This is a genomic window from Laspinema sp. D2d (assembly GCF_025370755.1).
Lineage (GTDB): Bacteria > Cyanobacteriota > Cyanobacteriia > Cyanobacteriales > Laspinemataceae > Laspinema.
Genome location: NZ_JAMXFC010000014.1, coordinates 38,940 through 56,780, shown reverse-complemented (window position 1 = coordinate 56,780; position 17,841 = coordinate 38,940). Strand labels below are relative to the sequence as shown.

The window sequence follows — 17,841 nt, the reverse complement described above, 5'->3', positions numbered from 1 at the left end:
ATAATTTCTAATTGTAATCCGCCAGGTTCTAAAGAAAAGATTAAGACCCGCTCAGGAGAGAACCGCATGGATAGCCCGAGGAATTATCCTTAAAGAGAGGAATAATAGGGCAGAAGAAAAGAGGAAAATGAATCATGTTATACAGTAAGCTTTCAACTATCCAAAATCGAGCGGTGATGTCCCCAGAGGAAGCCAGCGCCCCTGAACATCCCCTGCAAGCTCATTTAAACTTACCGTTGCCATTACCCGAACAAGGGACGATCGCCGAGGTTCGCCGGATCCAATTACGCGATCGCATTCCCGGACTGGTTAAACGCCTCCTGCCTTTTGATGGCGAGTTAACTTGGGAATATTGGTGGGCGGTTCCAGGACGGATGTTATTACCGGAAGATGTGGAATTGTTAAAGCGCGATCGCCAACGGGTGGAAACCATCCTCGCCAAACTCATTTGGCTGTTTGGGGGATATTACTTTGAACAAACCAGCCCCAGGGAAGGTGAGTTACAACCCCTCAAGGAATGGCAGCAAATCGTCCAACGCGCCAACCATCTAGGGTTTAACCACTATCTGTTAGATATCGACTATCTCCCCATCGCTATCAAACCCTATAACAGCCCTCAGACAACCCTCAACGATTTACCCGTCGAGTGTATTGCCGAATCGGTTGCCGTGGAACCCGCCCATTGGCATATCGAATTCTTCCAAGTGCAGCCGATTTCTGGGGGCTATGATATTGAAGAACCCAAACCCCTCTGTAGTTGTCAAATCTGGACGGGGAAACCCTTCCTGCGGTCCTGCCAAACGGGAGATTCTACCATCCGATATGACTTATGGATCAGCCAACCCCTGGATATCACGATTCCACCCTGGCGATATCAACCCGAACCCCTGCCGGATGAATCTAGCTCACTCACCTCTGAAGTTTTTAAATAACCGTTCCCGGGAAAAGTGTGATACAATGACCCTAGGTTCCGGCTAATCAAACTCAACCTCAGTATTTTTTTTCTAATCAAACTCACGGTCAGGAGTTCTATTTCATCATGAAATCCGATAGCAAACAGTCCGCCAATACCCTCGGAGAGTGGGCTAAAATTGCCCTGGAAAAACATTTCCAAAAAACAATTCAATATGAAGAGGATGTCTTAAGCGATCGCGACCCCGAAGCTTTGCACCAAATGCGAGTTGGGATGCGCCGATTGCGATCTGCCGCCCAAGGATTTTCACCAGCATTAGATTTACCCAAAGCTGCCCGCCAAAGTCAAATTGGCAAAATTTCCCGTAGTCTGGGCAGTTTGCGGGATTTAGATGTCCTCCTAGAAACCCTAGAAACCGATTATCAAGATGCCTTACCCGATCAGGAAAACGAGGAATTCAAACGGGCCCTCATCCTCTTAAAATCTGAACGAAATCAAGTCTTTGATGCGGTTAGGGAAACCCTTAACAGCGAGATTTATCTGTCGTTTAAAAACAGTTTAGCCGAATGGTTAAACCGCCCCAATTATGGAGAAATGGCACTTCTTCCCATTCAAAATATTCTACCTGACTTATTATTACCTGAAGTCAGCGCCCTATTCTTACATCCTGGGTGGTTACTGGGAATTAAAACGAAAAAAGGTCAGGTAAAAATCAATAACCTCACTGAGACTGAGGTCGAAGAATTATTCAAAACCGAGGGAGAAACCCTCCATGATATGCGCAAACAAGTCAAGCGAGTGCGCTATCAAATGAGCTTGTTTACCAAGTTTTATGGAGACGCTTATTCCGAGTATGTTGCGGACCTCAAACAAATTCAAGAGGTTTTGGGTAAAATGCAAGATAGCGTCGTTTTAGCTGAAACGCTCTCCCGAGTTTTGGGTTGTGATCTTCAAGAAACCCTGCCAACTTTAACCCAAAAGTTGCTAGAAAAACGCTATTTGTCCTGGTTAGAATGGCAACCCCTGCATCAGAAATATTTAAAACCCGAAATTCGGGATCATTTGCGCTTAGAACTACTCTATCCTAACCCCTCTTTCAAATCCAAAAAAGCCTTTAAAAATAAGAAAAAAGGCTAAAATAAGGGGGCATAACCAAATGGGAACCCAATCTTAACCCAGATTTTCGCCAAAGATTACCTAATCTTTACCTTGAGCCGATAGACTAAACCTATAAGTTTGTAACCTGTGTTCTTAACGGGTAGGTTGTAGGTATGCTCCAAACGCTTAAGGCTGTTCCAGAAACCGATAGGCATCGCGCTAGAGAAGAACGCCGACTGCATTTTTACGCTAAAGGCGACAATATTCCGATCTTATCTCAAGGGATTTGGCAAGTTGCTCAAGGGTTGGTGCAACTGGGTACACTTTATCCCACTGGGGAAGAAGGACTATTAGGATGGGTAGGGCCGTCCATGTGTTTTAGTCTGTCTTTTAGCTGCCTACAAACCTATCACGCCAAAGCTCTATCGGATGTTTATTTGATGTGGTTTTCCCTGCGAGAAGTGGAAGCATCGCCACATTTAGCCCGGGAAATGTTCCCTCAACTAATCCGGCGAATGCGACAAGTAGAAGCTATTCTGGCAATTAGCAGTCAACGCAAGGTAGAAGATCGATTAATTCAGTTGTTATTGCTTCTCAAACAAGACATGGGAGAAGCCGTTTCAGAGGGTACTCGTTTACGAGTCAGACTCACTCATTATGATTTAGCAACAGCGATCGCCACCAGTCGCGTAACGATTACCAGAATGTTAGGAAAACTCCGCCGGGACGGGATGATTAGCATGGATTCCAAGCGTCATATTATTATCAAACCAGGAGCTTTTTTAAGTATGACTCATTGTCCCGTCCTCACCGAGTGGTAACATCCTCCTAAAAAATAGTCTCACTATTCGGGTTGATCAATCAGAGGGAGAATAGTGGTGGATTGAATGGCGATCGCGCCAGGACCCACTGACAATTTTAGGACAGCCTTTGATATGTGAGGTAAACCCTTGATAAACTAACCGGATTTGACCACTCAAACAGGATATCCACCGCCGTTGATAAAAGTGAGGATGGTCTTCCAATCGGTCGAGATTGGGGATAATCTGTAAAGGAATGTGATAGCATTCACCATACAGGGTTCCGGTTCCCGGTACGAACATCGGATAAAAACCTAAATTGAATAACTCAGCATCGGCGATCGCATCATCTCCGATGTATTCAGCATTGTCTAATAAATCATGATTGATTTCTCCCCGCATCAAACTACCATATACAAATAAATCCACAAACTCGGTCATAAACAAGCGATCGGCAGCCGCTAAAACCGCTTGTAGTAATCCAGTTGGGGTATCTTCCGCCTGAACAGTTCCGGAGATCCCCCGACTAGGAAGATTTTCGCGAAGTGAGTCAGAAAAGGTGGGAGAATCCAGATTTAATTCATGTTCCCATTGCAGGCGATCGCCTTCAGCAATCTCGTCTGAGTTACCGTCTTGTAAGCAATCGAACTGATAACGCCACACCGCTTTGACTAAATACCGATAGAAATAGTCAGGGTCGAGAAGTTCCGTCAAAAATGTCTGAGTTTTTAATTCCTGGAATAGCCAACTTAACGCGACTCCATACTGAGAGGCGATTGCCAGTTGACCCTCCCCAGACGTTTGCCAATCCAAAGTAATCCTGACTTGTGCTTCATCCCACAAAGGCGTTCCGGCAATCCGAGTTGAAAAGTGAGGTTCAGCGATGTGATCGGCAATATCCACTAGGGGTAGATAATGGAGAGACTGATTCATCCTTCTTCCTCGGCGATCGGTTGTACACAGTCCGGGGAGTCAGTTTTAGGCGTATTCACCATCCGACTCACGGGATAGGAGATGATCTCTTGTGAGTCGTAAGGCGTCAAGAGGGGGTGCAATTCCTCTGGGGGGGTTGCCGGATCTAACCAGCGATCGCGATTGGTGGGAGACAAAATCACCGGCATTCGCACATGGATCCGACTCATCAATTCATTCGCTTCCGTCGTTAAAATCGTGCAAGACTCAATCGCTTCCCCTTCCGGTGACTGCCATCGTTCCCACAACCCAGCAAATGCAAAGGGTTCTCCATGCTTCAGTTGAAAATAAAACGGTTGTTTTCCTGAATCCGTCGTTTCCCACTCATAGAATCCATCCGCCAGAATCCAACACCGACGACGGCGAAAAGGCGATCGAAACGAAGGTTTTTCCGCCACCGTTTCCGAACGAGCATTAATCAGTTTTGCACCCATTTTCATATCCTTAGCCCAAAAAGGAATCAATCCCCACCGCATCATCTGGAACTGACGTTCCTGGGTTTCCTCCTCCTGTAATACTGTAGGAACCGATTGAGTCGGTGCAATATTATACCGGGATTTTATCGCAGGAATTCCCGCCAATTTAAACAACTCAGCTACCGTTGCAGGGGCCTGATAAAAGCTAAATCTTCCACACATAATTTGACGACCTTAAGCACTATTTAAGTTGGATGGATTTGGGGTTGAGATCCCCTCTAACATTTTAGCAAATGCCAAAGCCTCAGTGCGATTGTAACAGGCGATTGTAACAGAGGATTATTTCTCAAAGTCTACTCATAAGCGGGATGAATTCAGTCATACCAAGTCAGTCACTCCTCTTGATGAAACCATCCGGGAAAAACTTAGGGAATGATTAGATAGAAGGTGATCGCTTTTTTAAGAGAAGAAGCGATCAAGATGCTTGCACTCGGTAATTAGATACGATGAATTGGGATTTTAAAACCCTGGTATCTTTATTTATAAACGGTGAATTGATCGGAAAACCCAGATTGATAAGTCTAAGTCCCAATGAGGCGATCGCACCCTAAAATTTAGGGCAATCGGGGCTTCAAAAGCCTGATGTTACTTGCCAGAGTTTAATACTGCCATCGGCGCTACCACTAATAATTACCTTATTATTCGGCATAAATACCAGGGAGGTTATTGAGGCTGAATGGGCTTGCACTCCCTGTAATTCCTCTGCGGTATAGGGATTCCAAAAGCCGATCGCACCGTTGCGAGTTCCCCCTATAACTAAGGGCGATTGCGGACTGAATGCTACTGTTTCAATCCAATCTGTATGGGTTAAACTTGCTAACAGTTCTCCGCTATTCACTTGCCATAATTTTATGGTATGATCTCGGCTGCCAGAGGCGAGAATTTGGCTGTCGGGACTGAAGGTAACCGATCGCACCATATCCTCATGTCCCGTGAAGGTTGTCACCGCTTTTCCTGTGGGTAATTCCCAGAGTTTGATGGTGCGATCGCCACTGCCACTGGCTAATAATTTGCCGTCGGGAGAAATGGCGATGGATTCTACTGTTCCTTGATGGTCCGTTAACGTAGTAATTTGTTTCCCAGTCCTGAGATTCCAGAGTTTAATTGTGGTATCGGTACTGCCACTGGCTAGAATGGTACCCGTAGGATTGAGGGCAATAGTATTAATCCAGCCGTTATGAGGTGCAAACCAATCTCCCAGCGATCGCAGCAGTTTTCCCGTGCCTAAATCCCACACTTTTAGACTGCGATCGCAACTGCCACTTATTAACAATCTTCCATCGGGACTAAAAGCCAGCGCCTGTACCCATCCGGAATGTCCCGATAGCCAGTTGCCTAATTGTTCCCCAGAGTTTACCCTTCCAGGATACCATAATTGGATGCGATTTTCTTCACTACCACTCGCAAGGATTTGACTATCGGGACTGACTGCCACGCAGCGAATGCGAGTACCCGAGGTAAAGGTTTCAAAACACTTCCATTCCCTAGGTTGTAAGGTTTCCAAGTCTTGTAATACTTCTTGGGCAGATTGATAGCGTTGACTAACTTTATCTTGCAGCAATTTATCTAGGATATTTCCTAAAGCGGTACTTACAGGACGGCTGAGATATTGTCGCCATTCCCACTGATTCCCATGTCGGAGATTGAAGGGACTGGTTTGAGTTAACAATTCAATACAAGTTACCCCTAAACTATATAAATCACTGGCAAAGGTGGGTTTCCCTATTAATTGTTCTGATGCCGTATATTCGGGACTGCCGATGATGGTGGCATTGCCGATTGGGGGGTGATTGGAGACGCTTTTTACGGCACTAAATCCCACAAGCAGCAAAGAATCAGAACGGGTTTGGGAAGAAATATCTCCTTCAGTAACGGGGGGACGGCGAATAATATTAGCCGGTTTAATATCCCGATGAATGACTTGATTGCTGTGAACGAAATGCAGCAGGGGTAAAATTTGTTTAAGGAAGGTGTAAATCTGGTTTTCTGAAAATGCACCGGATTGTTTGAGTTCTTCCCCGAGGGTTTTTCCCTCCATAAATTCTTGAATTAAATATTGATGTTTATCTTGTTCAAAATAAGCGAGGAGGCGGGGAATTTGGGGATGTTGTCCGAGTCGGTCTAATTGCACCGCTTCTCGTTGAAAAAGTTCCGCCGCTTTTTGGGCTTCACTGACGGTTTGGGGTGGAAAAAATTGCTTGATGACACAGAAGGGTTTGGAGGGAATATCTTCATCAACGGCTAAAAAAGTGCGGCTATAGGTGCTGCTGCCGATGGGTTTTAAGGCGCGGTAATGGTTTCGCAGCAGGAGTTTAGAACCACAGGTTTGACAGAATTTATTCCCGTCGGGGTTTTTCGGTTGTTTACAGGTTGGATTTAAACAATGGTTCATAGGGTTGATTAGTATTAAGTATAATTATAATTTTAAGGGTTTAAACTCTGCCAAATTTTTAGGGTTTTATCAAGACTGCCACTAATGATAGTCTGACCCTCTAAATTTAAGGCCAAGCAGGTTATACTATCACGATGGCCCGTGAGGGTGTGGAGGAGGTTGCCGGTTTCTTGATGCCAGATTTTCAGGGTTTTGTCTTCACTGCCACTGACTAAAATATGTCCATTTCCCGGATTCAGGGTGGGGGGTAAAGGGAGATAACCGATCGCCTGAAATCCGCTTAAATGTTCCTTGGGAGTGGCTAATCGAGTGCCGGTATCCAGTTGCCAGGTTTGGATGGTTTTATCCCGACTGCCAGAGGCGAGGGTTTGACTATCCGAGGCGATCGCCACTGCCTCAATCCGTTCTTGATGTCCTGTTAGGGTAGCTTTCACGGTCCCATTCCGCAGGTTCCAGAGTTTAATGGTGCGATCGTCACTGCCAGAGGCGATGGTTTTGCCATCAGGGGAACAGGTGAGACAAGAAACAGCTTGGGTATGTCCCTCCCAGGTTTGTTGCAGTTGTGCAGTCCGGAGATTCCACAGTTTCAGTGTCTTGTCAGCGCTACCACTGACTAAGCTTTTACCATCCGGGGTAATTGTGAGGGCGGTAATCGCTCCTGTATGCCCCGTGAGGGTGCGTAGTAAAAACCCTGTGGGTAATTGCCAGAATTTAATCGTTTTATCGGCACTTCCGGAAATTAGTAGTTTGCCATCGGGGGAAATGACAACTGTGGTTACTGCACTGGTATGTTGAGTGAGGGTATGCAGCACTTTCCCGGTATGACTGTCCCAAATAATAATGGTTTTATCCTCACTCCCCGAAGCAATGATGTTACCCTCTGTAGAGAGCGCAACGGTTTTGATGGCTGCGGTATGTCCCGTGAGCGTGGAGTGACACTCCCAGGTTTGGCGTTGGAACAATTCCAGGAGGGGATTCGTGGGAATTGTGGGTGGGGTGGGAACTGCGGGAACAAAGGGAGTGACTGCCCCGGGGAAACTCCGACTGCCTGGGGTATTCAAATCCTGGAGAACCGCTGCGGCAGAGGGATAGCGGGCTTTCATGGAATCTTGGATCATCTTGTTCAAAATGGCGGCAAGGCGATCGCTAATGGTGCGTCCAACTTGCTGTAAGTGCGACTGCCATAACCACCGCGACTCTACTGGATCATAGAGGCGATCGAGAGAAATTCCCGTTAACAACTGAATACAAGTCACCCCCAAACTATACAAATCACTCGCCGGAAATGCCCGACCCCCGCGCAGTTGTTCCATTGGCGCATATCCTTCCGTACCGGCCCTGGTGCCCGTTTTCCCCCCGCCCGAATTGAGTTGTTTGGCAATGCCAAAATCAATTAACACCAACTGACCCGAGGAAGACTGTCTCCCATCCTCTCGACGGATAATATTAGCCGGTTTGATATCCCGGTGAATCACCTGCCGTTCATGGACAAACTGTAATACCGGCAGTAAATCTAACAACACCTGACGAATTTGTTCCTCTTTGAACGCCCCAAACCGTTGCAGTTCTTGCCACAACGTTTGTCCTTCAATAAACTGCTGGACCAAATACAGACGTTTATCTTGTTCAAAATAGCCTAACAGCGCCGGAATTTGGGAATGTTGTTCCCCCAAGAGTAACAATTGTCGCGCCTCCTGTTCAAATAACTCCGTCACCTTTGCCATTGCTTGGGAATCGGACTGGATTTCTGGCGCTGGTAATAATTGCTTAATCGCACAGGGGGCGTTCAGGCGGTCCTGATCCAGGGCCAAAAAAGTGCGCCCCATCCCGCCTTCCCCGAGGGGGCGAATGGTGCGATAGCGATTTTTAAGCCCTAACGGAGAACGACAACTCAGACAAAACTTGGCGTTATCTGGATTGTAAGGCTTCTTGCAATGGGGATTGAGGCAATAGCTCATAGAACAGAAGCGCAAGGCGAGGGGACTTAGGATCTATTGTACCGACAGGTTCCCCCTGGCTTACCTTCGGCTGAGAAAAAAAGAATTAAGAATCTAGGGGAATAGGCGTCAATTCCCTATTAAAGTCCTGTAGGGTTGCGGAACAGAGGGGGTGCAGATTGCGCAGAGTTAGGATGCCTCTAATCTGATGGAGTTCCAGGCAACGGACCTAAAAGGTCCCGTGGATGTGGTATTTTTGTACGGTTCCGATCGCCGAGTTCAAAGGCCCCTCGTTAGCAGAATGTAGGGTCTTGGCGGGGATTTTGGGAATTTGGGTTTCCTGCTTCAGGGTGGAGAACTCTCATAACTCGGGCGATCGCCATTTTACTGCCTTTACAGACAGGGACTGGTGGGGCTTAAAATCAGGTCCAAGGACTTAGTAGCGGGGAATGGCTGGTTACTCGGTCCTCGTCGCTACTCCGAAGCAGGATCAGCACAACTAATATTCGATCCAGTGGTTAAAAGTCGATTTTCTGGATGACGCTTTCCTCCCCACCCTTTCTAAGCGGAACGCTCATAGAACAGGGTTCGGCGTTTTATAGACTTTCAAAACCAGATTCTGTAGGAAGTCGCTATTTTAGTCCGATTTTAACCGACTTGAGCTAGGAGGCGGGGTTTAAACCCCTGCTGGTTGTCGCTACTGCCCGATCGCCGCTTCATCTCTCAATAGGGGTAGAGGTAAACTCCCCAAAACCCCGAGAAAACTGTACGGATTGATCGCTCAATTCCGGAGTAGCGTTCGGGTTGGGACTCTTATCCGACCCACACAGAGCGATCGCCTGTTGCTTTATAAGTTCACCCTTTCGAGGGATGAATCTCCCGAGCCAACGTGGTGTAATTGAGATGTAAGACGGAAAGATATATAGTTTTTCCAAACTAATTTTTTAAGCCGGAGGAAACATGGCTATAACATACCAAAAACGAGCCGTTGGTACATTTCCCACTCGCAGTCAAGCTGAACGGGCATTGCGGGAACTCAAAGATAGTGGTTTCCCAATGGACCGCGTATCTGTCATTGCCAAGGATGAAAATCGTCCGATCTCCGATGACCTCCACGGTGATGACCGAGGCAACAAAGCCGATGAAGGTGCAGCGGTGGGTGCAGCAACCGGAGGGGCGATCGGAACCATTGCGGGTTTACTCGTCGGTTTGGGTGCACTTGCTATTCCCGGCATTGGTCCTATCATGTTAGCCGGTGCAACCGCAACGGCGTTGGCAACGACTGCCGGTGGTGCAGCGATCGGTGCAGCGGCTGGGAGCCTAATCGGTGCTTTAGTCGGCCTAGGTATTCCGGAAGAACGCGCCCGAGTGTATCAAGATCGCGTCTCCCGTGGTGATTATTTAGTGATTGTAGATGGTAGCGAAGCGGATATCGCCCGTGCCGATATGATTTTAAACCAGGGTGGTATTGAAGAATGGGGCGTGTATGACGCTCACCATACTGCGGGTGCCCATAATCAAGCCGATGTCGTTCGTCATCAAGAAACCGTGGTCGAACATCGGACCCCTGTCGTTGAACGGGAACGAGACGTAGTTCGCAACGATGGCGATGTTGTCTATGAGGATAACGTAGTGAAGGTCGTGGACCATACGACCGAACGGGATATCCGCCGTTAAACTTTAACTTTTTTCTAAGCCAAGAATGAGGCTGGAACCCTTGGCCTTGAATGAACTGATTTGACAGGGTTCCAGCAGTCGATCTCTTGTGTTCTCATAGAGAATTTTAAACAGATAGTTTCAATTGGGGCGATTCACAAGTACGGAGGACCCCTAAAAAACAGGGAGTTTAAGCCCTGAACACTGAATCGCACATCTACCCTAAACCTAAAAAAATTCAGGAAAAAACCATGAAAAAGATTACTCCTTTCTTAGTCGGACTTACTATTTTGTTAGGTGCTGGTGCTTGTCAGAACTTAGAACGGACCAGTGCTGATGCTCCCAGTAGTCCTGATGGAGCCGTTGAGGAACCGGCTCAAGTAGAAGAAACCAACGCAGATGCCCGGGATGAGACTCGCCGCGCTCAACTGGATAGCGATATTCGAGCGCGCGAAGAGCGAACCAATGCCGTGGGTAACGCCGAGGATCGATCGGACGATGACTTAGCGAGTGAAGTTCGCAGCAAACTCGAAGCGAATATCCCCCAAGGTAAGTTGGCGGTAACCTCGGAAGAGGGGGTTGTTAGCGTAACCGGAACGGTTCCGAACCAACAAGAATATGATTCGATCGCCACTTTAGCCCAAGAAATTCGCGGGGTAAAACAGGTGAAAGTAGATGCACAAATCGTTGCACCCGCTGAAACTCCCGCTCCAGCAGATCAATAGAACAAGTAAGGTATAATTATCGCGAGGATGATTATACCTGGCTTGAAATAATCCAGGTGCGTTAGGCGTTTGTCTAACGCACTTTTAGCGTAGCTGGGGGTTAAATGTCTTTCACCCGGCAATCCTAAAACCCCTGTAACTGTTTATTTTTGTCTCGCGCAAATTTCAGCAACTCCTGTGCTTCGGCTGAGGCAGTGGTTCCGGCGGGCACTTGTTCCAATTGGGTGATAATTTTCCGTAAGTCGCCCGAGACTCTCCCCCAGTCGAGACTATCTTCCTGGACTCTTACCAACTCCTGCCAATTGGCGATCGCCTCTTTTGCCCGGTTGAGGGTTTGCAATGCCTCCTGTTCCGCCTCTAAGCGCGTCACCACAATCCCGCGATTTACTTCATATTCCGCCAGTTTTTGCTGGACTTGCAAATAGTCCGGCGCATCCGCTTCCACCTGTTCCAAACGGGCGATCGCCATATCCCACAACCGCTGAACTTGCTCCCACTGTGCCGCAGAATGGGGGGGATTTTGGGAGGCGACTGCCGCTTGCATCGCAAATGCCTTTGCCGCATCCATCGTCGTCGCTGTTTGCAAACTTCCCTTTGCCGAACCCACCACCTGCTCAAAATCCCGCATTGCTGCTGTCAGCTTGGGTTGTGCCATCTCACTCGCCAAGGTTGCCGGGGGAATTTCCACTAACTGATCGATTGCCGACTGCCATGCCGCGATCGCCTGCTGTTTCTCCGTGAGGTTCGTTGCCTGTTGGTACTGCTGTTTCGCCGTATTCAGGGCCGTTTCCACGTCGGAAAGCTGAGTCTGCGCATTTTGTTGCTGAAACAGCGTCGCTTCCATCCGTCCGATCGCCTTACGCGCTGCCTCAAACTCATCTAACGTAAACTGCCAGCTACAGCCAAACAAGGTGCAGTAACGCTCCGGATAATAGCCCAAAAACCACACCGGCAGGCGATCGAGATGTTTTTGTGCCGCCTGAACTTTCTGGGTTCCCAACTCAAAATCCGCCCGACTCGTGGCATTGTTCACCAGTTGATCCGCTTGTTCCACCAGGGAAATGGCTTCCCGGTAATTATGGTCCATACTGATAAAACTCGGCAGCAACACCACCGGAAGCGTCTTGGAAACTGGACGGCGAATCATCGGATAGGGAAGATTCAGCACCCAAATCACGGCGGCGACTCCTGCCGCCCCGGCGATCGCTACGGGGATCCATTGGAGAACACTTAAAGGTCCTGGGGGACGATTCGCCTTCTCTGCCGCTTGCAAGATTTGTTCATCAAAGTTGGGATAAATATCTATCAGCGTTTCTCGGATTTCTGCCGCAGTGACGGGCTCTCCCGATTGGAGGCGAAGTTTTTCTAAGCGCTTCAAAGCCAGACTCTGCTGGAGTTTGCTGGCGGGATCGGACCCACTGGATTTTTGAATTTCCGCACGGAGGATATCAAACGAGCGATCGCTTAAACGAACCATAAACAGCACCTGGGTAATGGTTTTGGGTCACCTGGGATGGTCTGGGCGCAGCCTTTGCTCAGGAGTACAAGCATCTTGCTCCCTCTTCTCCTCGCCCGCAAGAGGCTCGCCCTCCTAAGACTTACTCATTATTCCTAAATGTAGGGGTGAAATTATCAATGATAGGCGTAAGTTTTGTATTTGATTATCTCATACCAAATCCGGTTATTAAAAGTAATTTTTCGCTCCACCCCCGCGCCCGCTGGCTTTGTCCCTGTAGCCCCACCGTTTCTAAGTGGAACGCTCATAGAACAGGGTGCAGGTGTTTGCAGACCTCTGACAACGGGATTTTGGATTATAACCCGATGGAGGCAAATCTAAAATCTATCCTAAAAACCACTGACCTCCAATCGGGGGGACTTGCGGTGGAAAAATGTTTAGAACGGAGAAGGCGATCGCCTATAATGACCTGAATCTGTCGGAAATTCCCCATTGATTCTTATCCAGCCTTCTGTCTTGTCCTCGTCGCTCGCAGAGGGCTTCTACCGACTGTTATCAACACTGCGCTTCACCCCTTTTAACACCAAAACATGGGCCTAAAACAGTATTTTGGGTTTGTCTCCCAGCGCATCAGTGCCTTATGGCAACGATCGCAACTCTTTCAGCAGCGCTGGATCGGTTATTTAATCGCGGTAGCGATTTATTTCATTCTTTTACTCATCCCGCTTCCCGGGTTTGAACCCAGTGCACAACGCGCCTTTGCCGTCTTTGGTTTAGCTGCGTTTTCCTGGGGGACAACCCTGCTTCCCCTGCCGGTTACCGCGATCGTCATCCTGTTCTTGCTGCCCTTTAGTGGGGCAATTTCCGCCCAGGAAACCTACGCCTATTTCGGCAACCGGGCGGTGTTTTTCATTCTCGGGGCCTTCATTCTTGCCAGTCCCATCATGCGATCGGGGCTAAGTACCCGGATTGCCTTAGCCGTAGTGACCCGATGTGGGAACAGCCAGCGCCAGATTCTGGCAGCCATTTTAGGACTCTCCGCCCTGATGTCCTGTTTTATTAGTGCTCATGCCGTGGCAGCCATGTTATTTCCCATTGTCCTGGAGGTGGTGCGGGCGGCTGGGGCGAAACCTGGGAAAGGCTTTGGGGTAGCGGCCTTTTTATCCCTCGCCTGGGGCGTCGTGATTGGCTCGAATACCACCCTACTCGGGGGGGCTAGGGGTGCTCTAGCCTTGGGGATTCTCCAAAATACTACAGGTCAAACCATTTCCTTTGCCCAGTGGACCCTATTTGTGGCCCCGGTCGTGCTGGTGCTGTTGCCGATCGCCTTTTTCGTCCTCCAGAGAGTGGGAAAAACCGAAGAAGTCTCCCTGCCAAGGGCGCGACGGTTCCTGGAAAAGCGGAATCAGCAACTTGGGAAGATTTCTCGCCGGGAAATGATGACCGCCGGAATCTTAATCGTGACCATTCTGTTATGGATCACCCTAGGCGATCGCTGGGGTTTAGATGTGATTGCCTTGTTGGGAGTCATCTTAACGTTTATTCTGGGAGTGGCAAATTGGGGTGAAGTTGAAGAAGATGTCAACTGGGGGATTTTTATCATGTATGGCAGTGCGATCGCCCTGTCTGCCGCACTCAATGATACGGGGGCCGCTTCTGCACTCACCCAACTCCTCTTGGGTTTTGGAGTAGAGTCCCCGCTCGTGATCTTTGCCGCCGTCACCATCATTGCATTGGCAATGACTGAATTTATGAGCAATTCTGCCGCCGTAGCGGTCATTCTACCCGTAGCCCTGGCCCTGGCTCAAAAATATGGGATTGAACCCCGTGCCATGACCCTGGGGGTGGTGATTCCCGCTGGTTTGGGGTTCATGTTGCCCGTGAGTACCCCCGCCTTGGCGATCGCGGTCAGTAGCGGCTATGTTCATCCTCTGGCAGTCCTGCGCTGGGGAGTCTGGCTTGATATTATCTCGATTGTGGTGTTCCTGGGCATTAGCCAATTCTATTGGCCCTTAGTCGGATTGAGGGGTTGACATGGCAGAAATTTTACTCGTATTAACCAACCCGTATGGGTATGAAAAAGGGCTTAATCTTGCCTTTGAGGAAGCCGAACAAACCCAGAGCCTTTTAACGGTCACCTTTGCCATTGATCCCGAGGCGATTGATGACCTGATGCGGGACTTGGGAGAAAATGGCTGGTTGGGAATTGGGTCCCGTCGGACCTTGCAGATCTCCATGATGGAAGGATATCGCGCCTTAGCCGACGATATTTTAGAAGAAGTCTCTCATCGGGCCGTTGCTAGGGGAATGGCGGTAAAAACTGAGGTTAACGAACAGGGAATCCGCAGTTATCTCAGTGGGTTGTCTACCCCAGGACCGGAGAAAATTTTCGTCACGGGGTCCCATGCCCTGACTCCCCTGATTCAAACCCTAGACGGCCCCTTAGAATGGATTCCCGAAGATTAAATCCTCCCAGGCTGTGGGGTTGCCATCCCGGACCCCCAAAACCAGCCATTTAACAGGGGGACAAATTTCTGTACAATCGAAAAGCCTTGAAGGGTGCTTGAGAAACAGTCGTTTATTGCACAATATCTGGAGTTAAGTCAAAATGCAACAGCGTGGTGTCACGGTCTGGTTTACAGGTTTGAGCGGTGCAGGCAAAACCACCATTAGCCAGGGAGTAGAACAAGAACTGCGATCGCTCGGATATCAACTCGAAATCCTCGATGGAGATATCGTTCGCCAAAACCTTACGAAAGGTCTGGGTTTTAGTAAAGAAGACCGCGACGAAAATATTCGCCGCATCGGTTTCGTCTCTCATTTATTAACCCGCAATGGGGTGATCGTTTTGGTATCGGCGATCGCCCCCTACCGTGAAATCCGCGAAGAAGTTCGTCATCGGATTGGTGACTTCGTTCAGGTTTACGTGAATGCTCCTCTGGAAGTCTGCGAAGAACGGGATGTCAAGGGCCTTTACAAAAAAGCTCGCGCAGGGGAAATTAAAAACTTTACCGGCATTGATGACCCTTATGAGGCTCCCCTGAACCCGGATATTGAATGCTCCACCAAAGACGAAAGCGAGGCAGAAAGTATCGCCAAGGTGCTGCAATATCTCAAGGACAAGGGTTATATCACCCAAGCTTAAACGCCGAAGACTCAAAAGCATCGGTATCAGAGGGCTAAGAAACTGGGGTTCTTCACAAAATCTCTCGCCATTCACCATCAATCTCAGGGGGAAATCCCGTTTTTGGTCCAGGGTAGGGGTTTAGAAACCCGGTTTCTTCACTCCCTCTCTCGCCATTCGCCATCAATCTAAGGGGAAACCCGGTTTCTGGTCCAAGGTAGGGGTTTAGAAACCGGGTTTCTTAACAAAATCTCGCGCTATTGCCCATCCATCGAGGAACCCGCTGGAATGGAAGGAACGCTACAATAAAAGATATACCTATCTTCTATCCTTCCTTCCTAATTGTGCCGGATTAGGCTCAAGTTAAACGATGTTAATGTTGCTGTTTTATGTCGGGCCTGATCGGTATGCCCTAAGCTGTTCCCCGGTGGTAGAGGTCATTCCCCTTGTTGAATTGAGAAAATTATACCACGCCCCGGAATATATGGCGGGATTCTTTAATTACCGAGGAACCATTGTTCCCGTTCTTGATTTATCTCATTTGATTCAAGGTAGTGACTCTCGCCATTGCTTAAGCACGCGCATTATTCTGGTCAATTATCAGCAACCCAATCAGAATTCGCGACTGATTGGGTTAATGGCAGAACGAGTAACGGATACGGTAGATGTCCTAGACTCTCAATTTAAGGATGGGGGGATTCACTTAGAGAATGCAGCCTATTTAGGGCAAATTATTATGGATGAACAAGGGACAATCCAGCAGTTGCGGTTGGAGTCTTTACTTTCCAAGCAAGCTCAAGCCTTCTTATTGCCAACGGAGGAGATTGAATAGCAATGGTTTGGGACGAAATTGAACGCAAACTTAGAAAGACTATCGGATTAGACCCTAAAACCCTGGGTTCTCATGCGATCGCCACAGCGGTTCGAGAGCGGATGCAGGTTTGTGGGGTTGAGAATGTAGCGACTTATCTCAATGTATGGCTCTGTTCCCCTCAAGAATTACAGGCGCTCATTGAGGAAACCGTCGTGCCCGAAACCTGGTTTTTTCGGGAACCTGAATCCTTTGCATTTCTCCGTCGTTACGTCCTGTTTGATTGGTTACCCACCCATCCGGAAGGGATTCTGCGCCTGTTAAGCGTTCCCTGTTCTACGGGAGAAGAACCTTATTCCCTCGCTATGATGCTCCTAGATGCGGGTTTACCCCCAAACAGTTTTGTGATTGATGCGGTTGATATTAGTCAAAAAGCTCAAGTAAAAGCCAAACAGGGTCTCTATCGAGAGCATTCATTCCGGGGTCACCATTTGGGCTTTCGCCACCGCTATTTTGAGGAAACCCCTCACGGATATCAACTTTCAACGGTTGTTAAAGAGACCGTAAATTTTATCCAAGGTAATCTTTTAGAGCCATTTTTTTTATATAAAAAACCGCTTTATGATATTATATTTTTTCGTCATTTATTAATTTATCTGGAATCGGTGGCTCGCGATCGCGCTATGCAAGTGTTAAATCGCTTATTATCTCCGACGGGACTGCTCTTTGTCGGGTCTGCCGAAGCGGGACCCCTCCTTGAAAAGCGTTTTATCTCCATCCGCCATTCCATGACTTTTGCCTACCGCAAGCGACAAAAAGGCGACGGTATCGATCGCTTCTGTGTCCCCCCCAATGAGCCGGACTACTCTACATTAAGACGTTTCCGGCGCAGCCCCCCTCCGGCCCTCTCGGGAGTGGAACCCGAATCCAAACCCCTCTATGGGGAACCGACCCCAGAAGCTACAAGAGAATATCCTCCAACGTCCTGGGCGATCGCCTCTACTATACCCCCCTCCCCGACGCGATTCCCTGAGTCTCCTCTGATTCAAGCTAGACATTTAGCTGATCTCGGACGATTGGATGAAGCGGCCCAGCTATGCGAAACTTACCTCAGTCAGCATCGCACCGATGCCAATGCTTATGTCTTGTTAGGGGAAATACTCCAAAGCGCGGGGCATCCTGAGCGTGCGGAAAAATCTTGGGAGAAAGCCATTTACCTCGAACCCCACCACTATGAAGCCTTGATGCATCTACTTTTACTCAAAGAATCTTATGGAGATCTTACCCATGCCTCGGCCCTTCGCCAGCGGATCCAAAGACTCCTAAAATCTCAGGGGAATACCACTCTATGATTCAGCAGTTTAGGATAACTAGACTTCTGGCTTGGATTCTCTGAAGCCCCCTGTGAGACTCACCTGGATTCCTCTAGCCTCCCCCAACAAATCAACATTGATTCCGCTGGCTTCCCCCGATCAATCAAC

Annotated in this window: 15 protein-coding genes; 10 read left to right on the top strand and 5 right to left on the bottom strand. The window is 48.5% G+C overall.

The features are described from left to right. The first annotated feature begins 134 nt into the window (after positions 1-134). From NG796_RS11685 to NG796_RS11675, 3 genes are all read left to right on the top strand, one after another. Positions 135-932, top strand: coding sequence for a hypothetical protein (locus NG796_RS11685; protein ID WP_261206869.1), 798 nt, complete (start codon positions 135-137; stop codon positions 930-932). Positions 933-1,039: 107 nt separating this feature from the next. Continuing rightward, entirely contained in the window at positions 1,040-2,050 is a 1,011-nt protein-coding gene (locus NG796_RS11680; protein WP_261206867.1) for a CHAD domain-containing protein, read from the top strand. A 134-nt stretch (positions 2,051-2,184) separates the two neighbouring features. Then, the gene (locus NG796_RS11675; protein ID WP_261206866.1) at positions 2,185-2,832 is read left to right on the top strand and encodes a Crp/Fnr family transcriptional regulator; all 648 of its coding nucleotides are present in this window, start codon (positions 2,185-2,187) and stop codon (positions 2,830-2,832) included. Between the two features lie 36 nt (positions 2,833-2,868). On the opposite strand, the gene NG796_RS11670 is transcribed toward NG796_RS11675, so the two are convergent. The 4 genes from NG796_RS11670 to NG796_RS11655 all read right to left on the bottom strand — a co-directional run bounded on the left by NG796_RS11670 (position 2,869) and on the right by NG796_RS11655 (position 8,609). Next, positions 2,869-3,744, bottom strand: coding sequence for a gamma-glutamylcyclotransferase (locus NG796_RS11670; RefSeq protein WP_261206864.1), 876 nt, complete (start codon positions 3,742-3,744; stop codon positions 2,869-2,871). Then, positions 3,741-4,421, bottom strand: a complete 681-nt coding sequence (locus NG796_RS11665) for an SOS response-associated peptidase (RefSeq protein WP_261206863.1) — start codon at positions 4,419-4,421, stop codon at positions 3,741-3,743. The genes NG796_RS11670 and NG796_RS11665 overlap by 4 nt, the downstream gene beginning before the upstream one ends. Before the next feature lie 409 nt (positions 4,422-4,830). Beyond that, the gene (locus NG796_RS11660) at positions 4,831-6,651 is read right to left on the bottom strand and encodes a WD40 repeat domain-containing serine/threonine-protein kinase (protein ID WP_261206862.1); all 1,821 of its coding nucleotides are present in this window, start codon (positions 6,649-6,651) and stop codon (positions 4,831-4,833) included. 32 nt (positions 6,652-6,683) lie between these two features. Continuing rightward, on the bottom strand, positions 6,684-8,609 hold the full coding sequence (locus tag NG796_RS11655; protein ID WP_261206860.1) for a serine/threonine-protein kinase: 1,926 nt from the start codon (positions 8,607-8,609) through the stop codon (positions 6,684-6,686). Positions 8,610-9,548: 939 nt separating this feature from the next. Here NG796_RS11655 and NG796_RS11650 point away from each other — a divergent pair. Together NG796_RS11650 and NG796_RS11645 are read left to right on the top strand one after the other, a co-directional pair. Continuing rightward, entirely contained in the window at positions 9,549-10,265 is a 717-nt protein-coding gene (locus NG796_RS11650) for a general stress protein (RefSeq protein WP_261206858.1), read from the top strand. Between the two features lie 230 nt (positions 10,266-10,495). Next, a complete protein-coding gene (locus NG796_RS11645; RefSeq protein WP_261206857.1) occupies positions 10,496-10,969 on the top strand; it encodes a BON domain-containing protein in 474 nt (157 codons plus the stop codon). 124 nt (positions 10,970-11,093) lie between these two features. Here NG796_RS11645 and NG796_RS11640 read toward each other — a convergent pair whose 3' ends face one another. After that, complete coding sequence (locus NG796_RS11640) at positions 11,094-12,446, bottom strand: hypothetical protein (RefSeq protein ID WP_261206855.1); 1,353 nt, start codon at positions 12,444-12,446, stop codon at positions 11,094-11,096. Between the two features lie 569 nt (positions 12,447-13,015). Here NG796_RS11640 and NG796_RS11635 point away from each other — a divergent pair. The 5 genes from NG796_RS11635 (at position 13,016) to NG796_RS11615 (ending at position 17,712) form a co-directional block, all read left to right on the top strand. Next, a complete protein-coding gene (locus NG796_RS11635) occupies positions 13,016-14,458 on the top strand; it encodes an SLC13 family permease (RefSeq protein ID WP_261206853.1) in 1,443 nt (480 codons plus the stop codon). Position 14,459: 1 nt separating this feature from the next. Then, positions 14,460-14,891 carry a hypothetical protein gene (locus tag NG796_RS11630; protein ID WP_261206851.1) on the top strand — a complete coding sequence of 144 codons (432 nt, stop codon included), beginning with the start codon at positions 14,460-14,462 and terminating at the stop codon, positions 14,889-14,891. 142 nt (positions 14,892-15,033) lie between these two features. After that, a complete protein-coding gene (gene cysC / locus NG796_RS11625; protein ID WP_261206850.1) occupies positions 15,034-15,570 on the top strand; it encodes an adenylyl-sulfate kinase in 537 nt (178 codons plus the stop codon). A gap of 349 nt (positions 15,571-15,919) precedes the next feature. Beyond that, positions 15,920-16,381, top strand: a complete 462-nt coding sequence (locus NG796_RS11620) for a chemotaxis protein CheW (protein WP_261206849.1) — start codon at positions 15,920-15,922, stop codon at positions 16,379-16,381. A 2-nt stretch (positions 16,382-16,383) separates the two neighbouring features. Then, a complete protein-coding gene (locus NG796_RS11615; protein ID WP_261206848.1) occupies positions 16,384-17,712 on the top strand; it encodes a CheR family methyltransferase in 1,329 nt (442 codons plus the stop codon). Positions 17,713-17,841: the final 129 nt, after the last annotated feature.

Bases quoted from the DNA above. Each gene is read 5' to 3' on its own strand.
- NG796_RS11685 (WP_261206869.1), top strand. From the start codon at position 135: ATGTTATACAGTAAGCTTTCAACTATCCAAAATCGAGCGGTGATGTCC.
- NG796_RS11680 (WP_261206867.1), top strand. From the start codon at position 1,040: ATGAAATCCGATAGCAAACAGTCCGCCAATACCCTCGGAGAGTGGGCT.
- NG796_RS11675 (WP_261206866.1), top strand. From the start codon at position 2,185: ATGCTCCAAACGCTTAAGGCTGTTCCAGAAACCGATAGGCATCGCGCT.
- NG796_RS11670 (WP_261206864.1), bottom strand. From the start codon at position 3,744: ATGAATCAGTCTCTCCATTATCTACCCCTAGTGGATATTGCCGATCAC.
- NG796_RS11665 (WP_261206863.1), bottom strand. From the start codon at position 4,421: ATGTGTGGAAGATTTAGCTTTTATCAGGCCCCTGCAACGGTAGCTGAG.
- NG796_RS11660 (WP_261206862.1), bottom strand. From the start codon at position 6,651: ATGAACCATTGTTTAAATCCAACCTGTAAACAACCGAAAAACCCCGAC.
- NG796_RS11655 (WP_261206860.1), bottom strand. From the start codon at position 8,609: ATGAGCTATTGCCTCAATCCCCATTGCAAGAAGCCTTACAATCCAGAT.
- NG796_RS11650 (WP_261206858.1), top strand. From the start codon at position 9,549: ATGGCTATAACATACCAAAAACGAGCCGTTGGTACATTTCCCACTCGC.
- NG796_RS11645 (WP_261206857.1), top strand. From the start codon at position 10,496: ATGAAAAAGATTACTCCTTTCTTAGTCGGACTTACTATTTTGTTAGGT.
- NG796_RS11640 (WP_261206855.1), bottom strand. From the start codon at position 12,446: ATGGTTCGTTTAAGCGATCGCTCGTTTGATATCCTCCGTGCGGAAATT.
- NG796_RS11635 (WP_261206853.1), top strand. From the start codon at position 13,016: ATGGGCCTAAAACAGTATTTTGGGTTTGTCTCCCAGCGCATCAGTGCC.
- NG796_RS11630 (WP_261206851.1), top strand. From the start codon at position 14,460: ATGGCAGAAATTTTACTCGTATTAACCAACCCGTATGGGTATGAAAAA.
- cysC (WP_261206850.1), top strand. From the start codon at position 15,034: ATGCAACAGCGTGGTGTCACGGTCTGGTTTACAGGTTTGAGCGGTGCA.
- NG796_RS11620 (WP_261206849.1), top strand. From the start codon at position 15,920: ATGTTAATGTTGCTGTTTTATGTCGGGCCTGATCGGTATGCCCTAAGC.
- NG796_RS11615 (WP_261206848.1), top strand. From the start codon at position 16,384: ATGGTTTGGGACGAAATTGAACGCAAACTTAGAAAGACTATCGGATTA.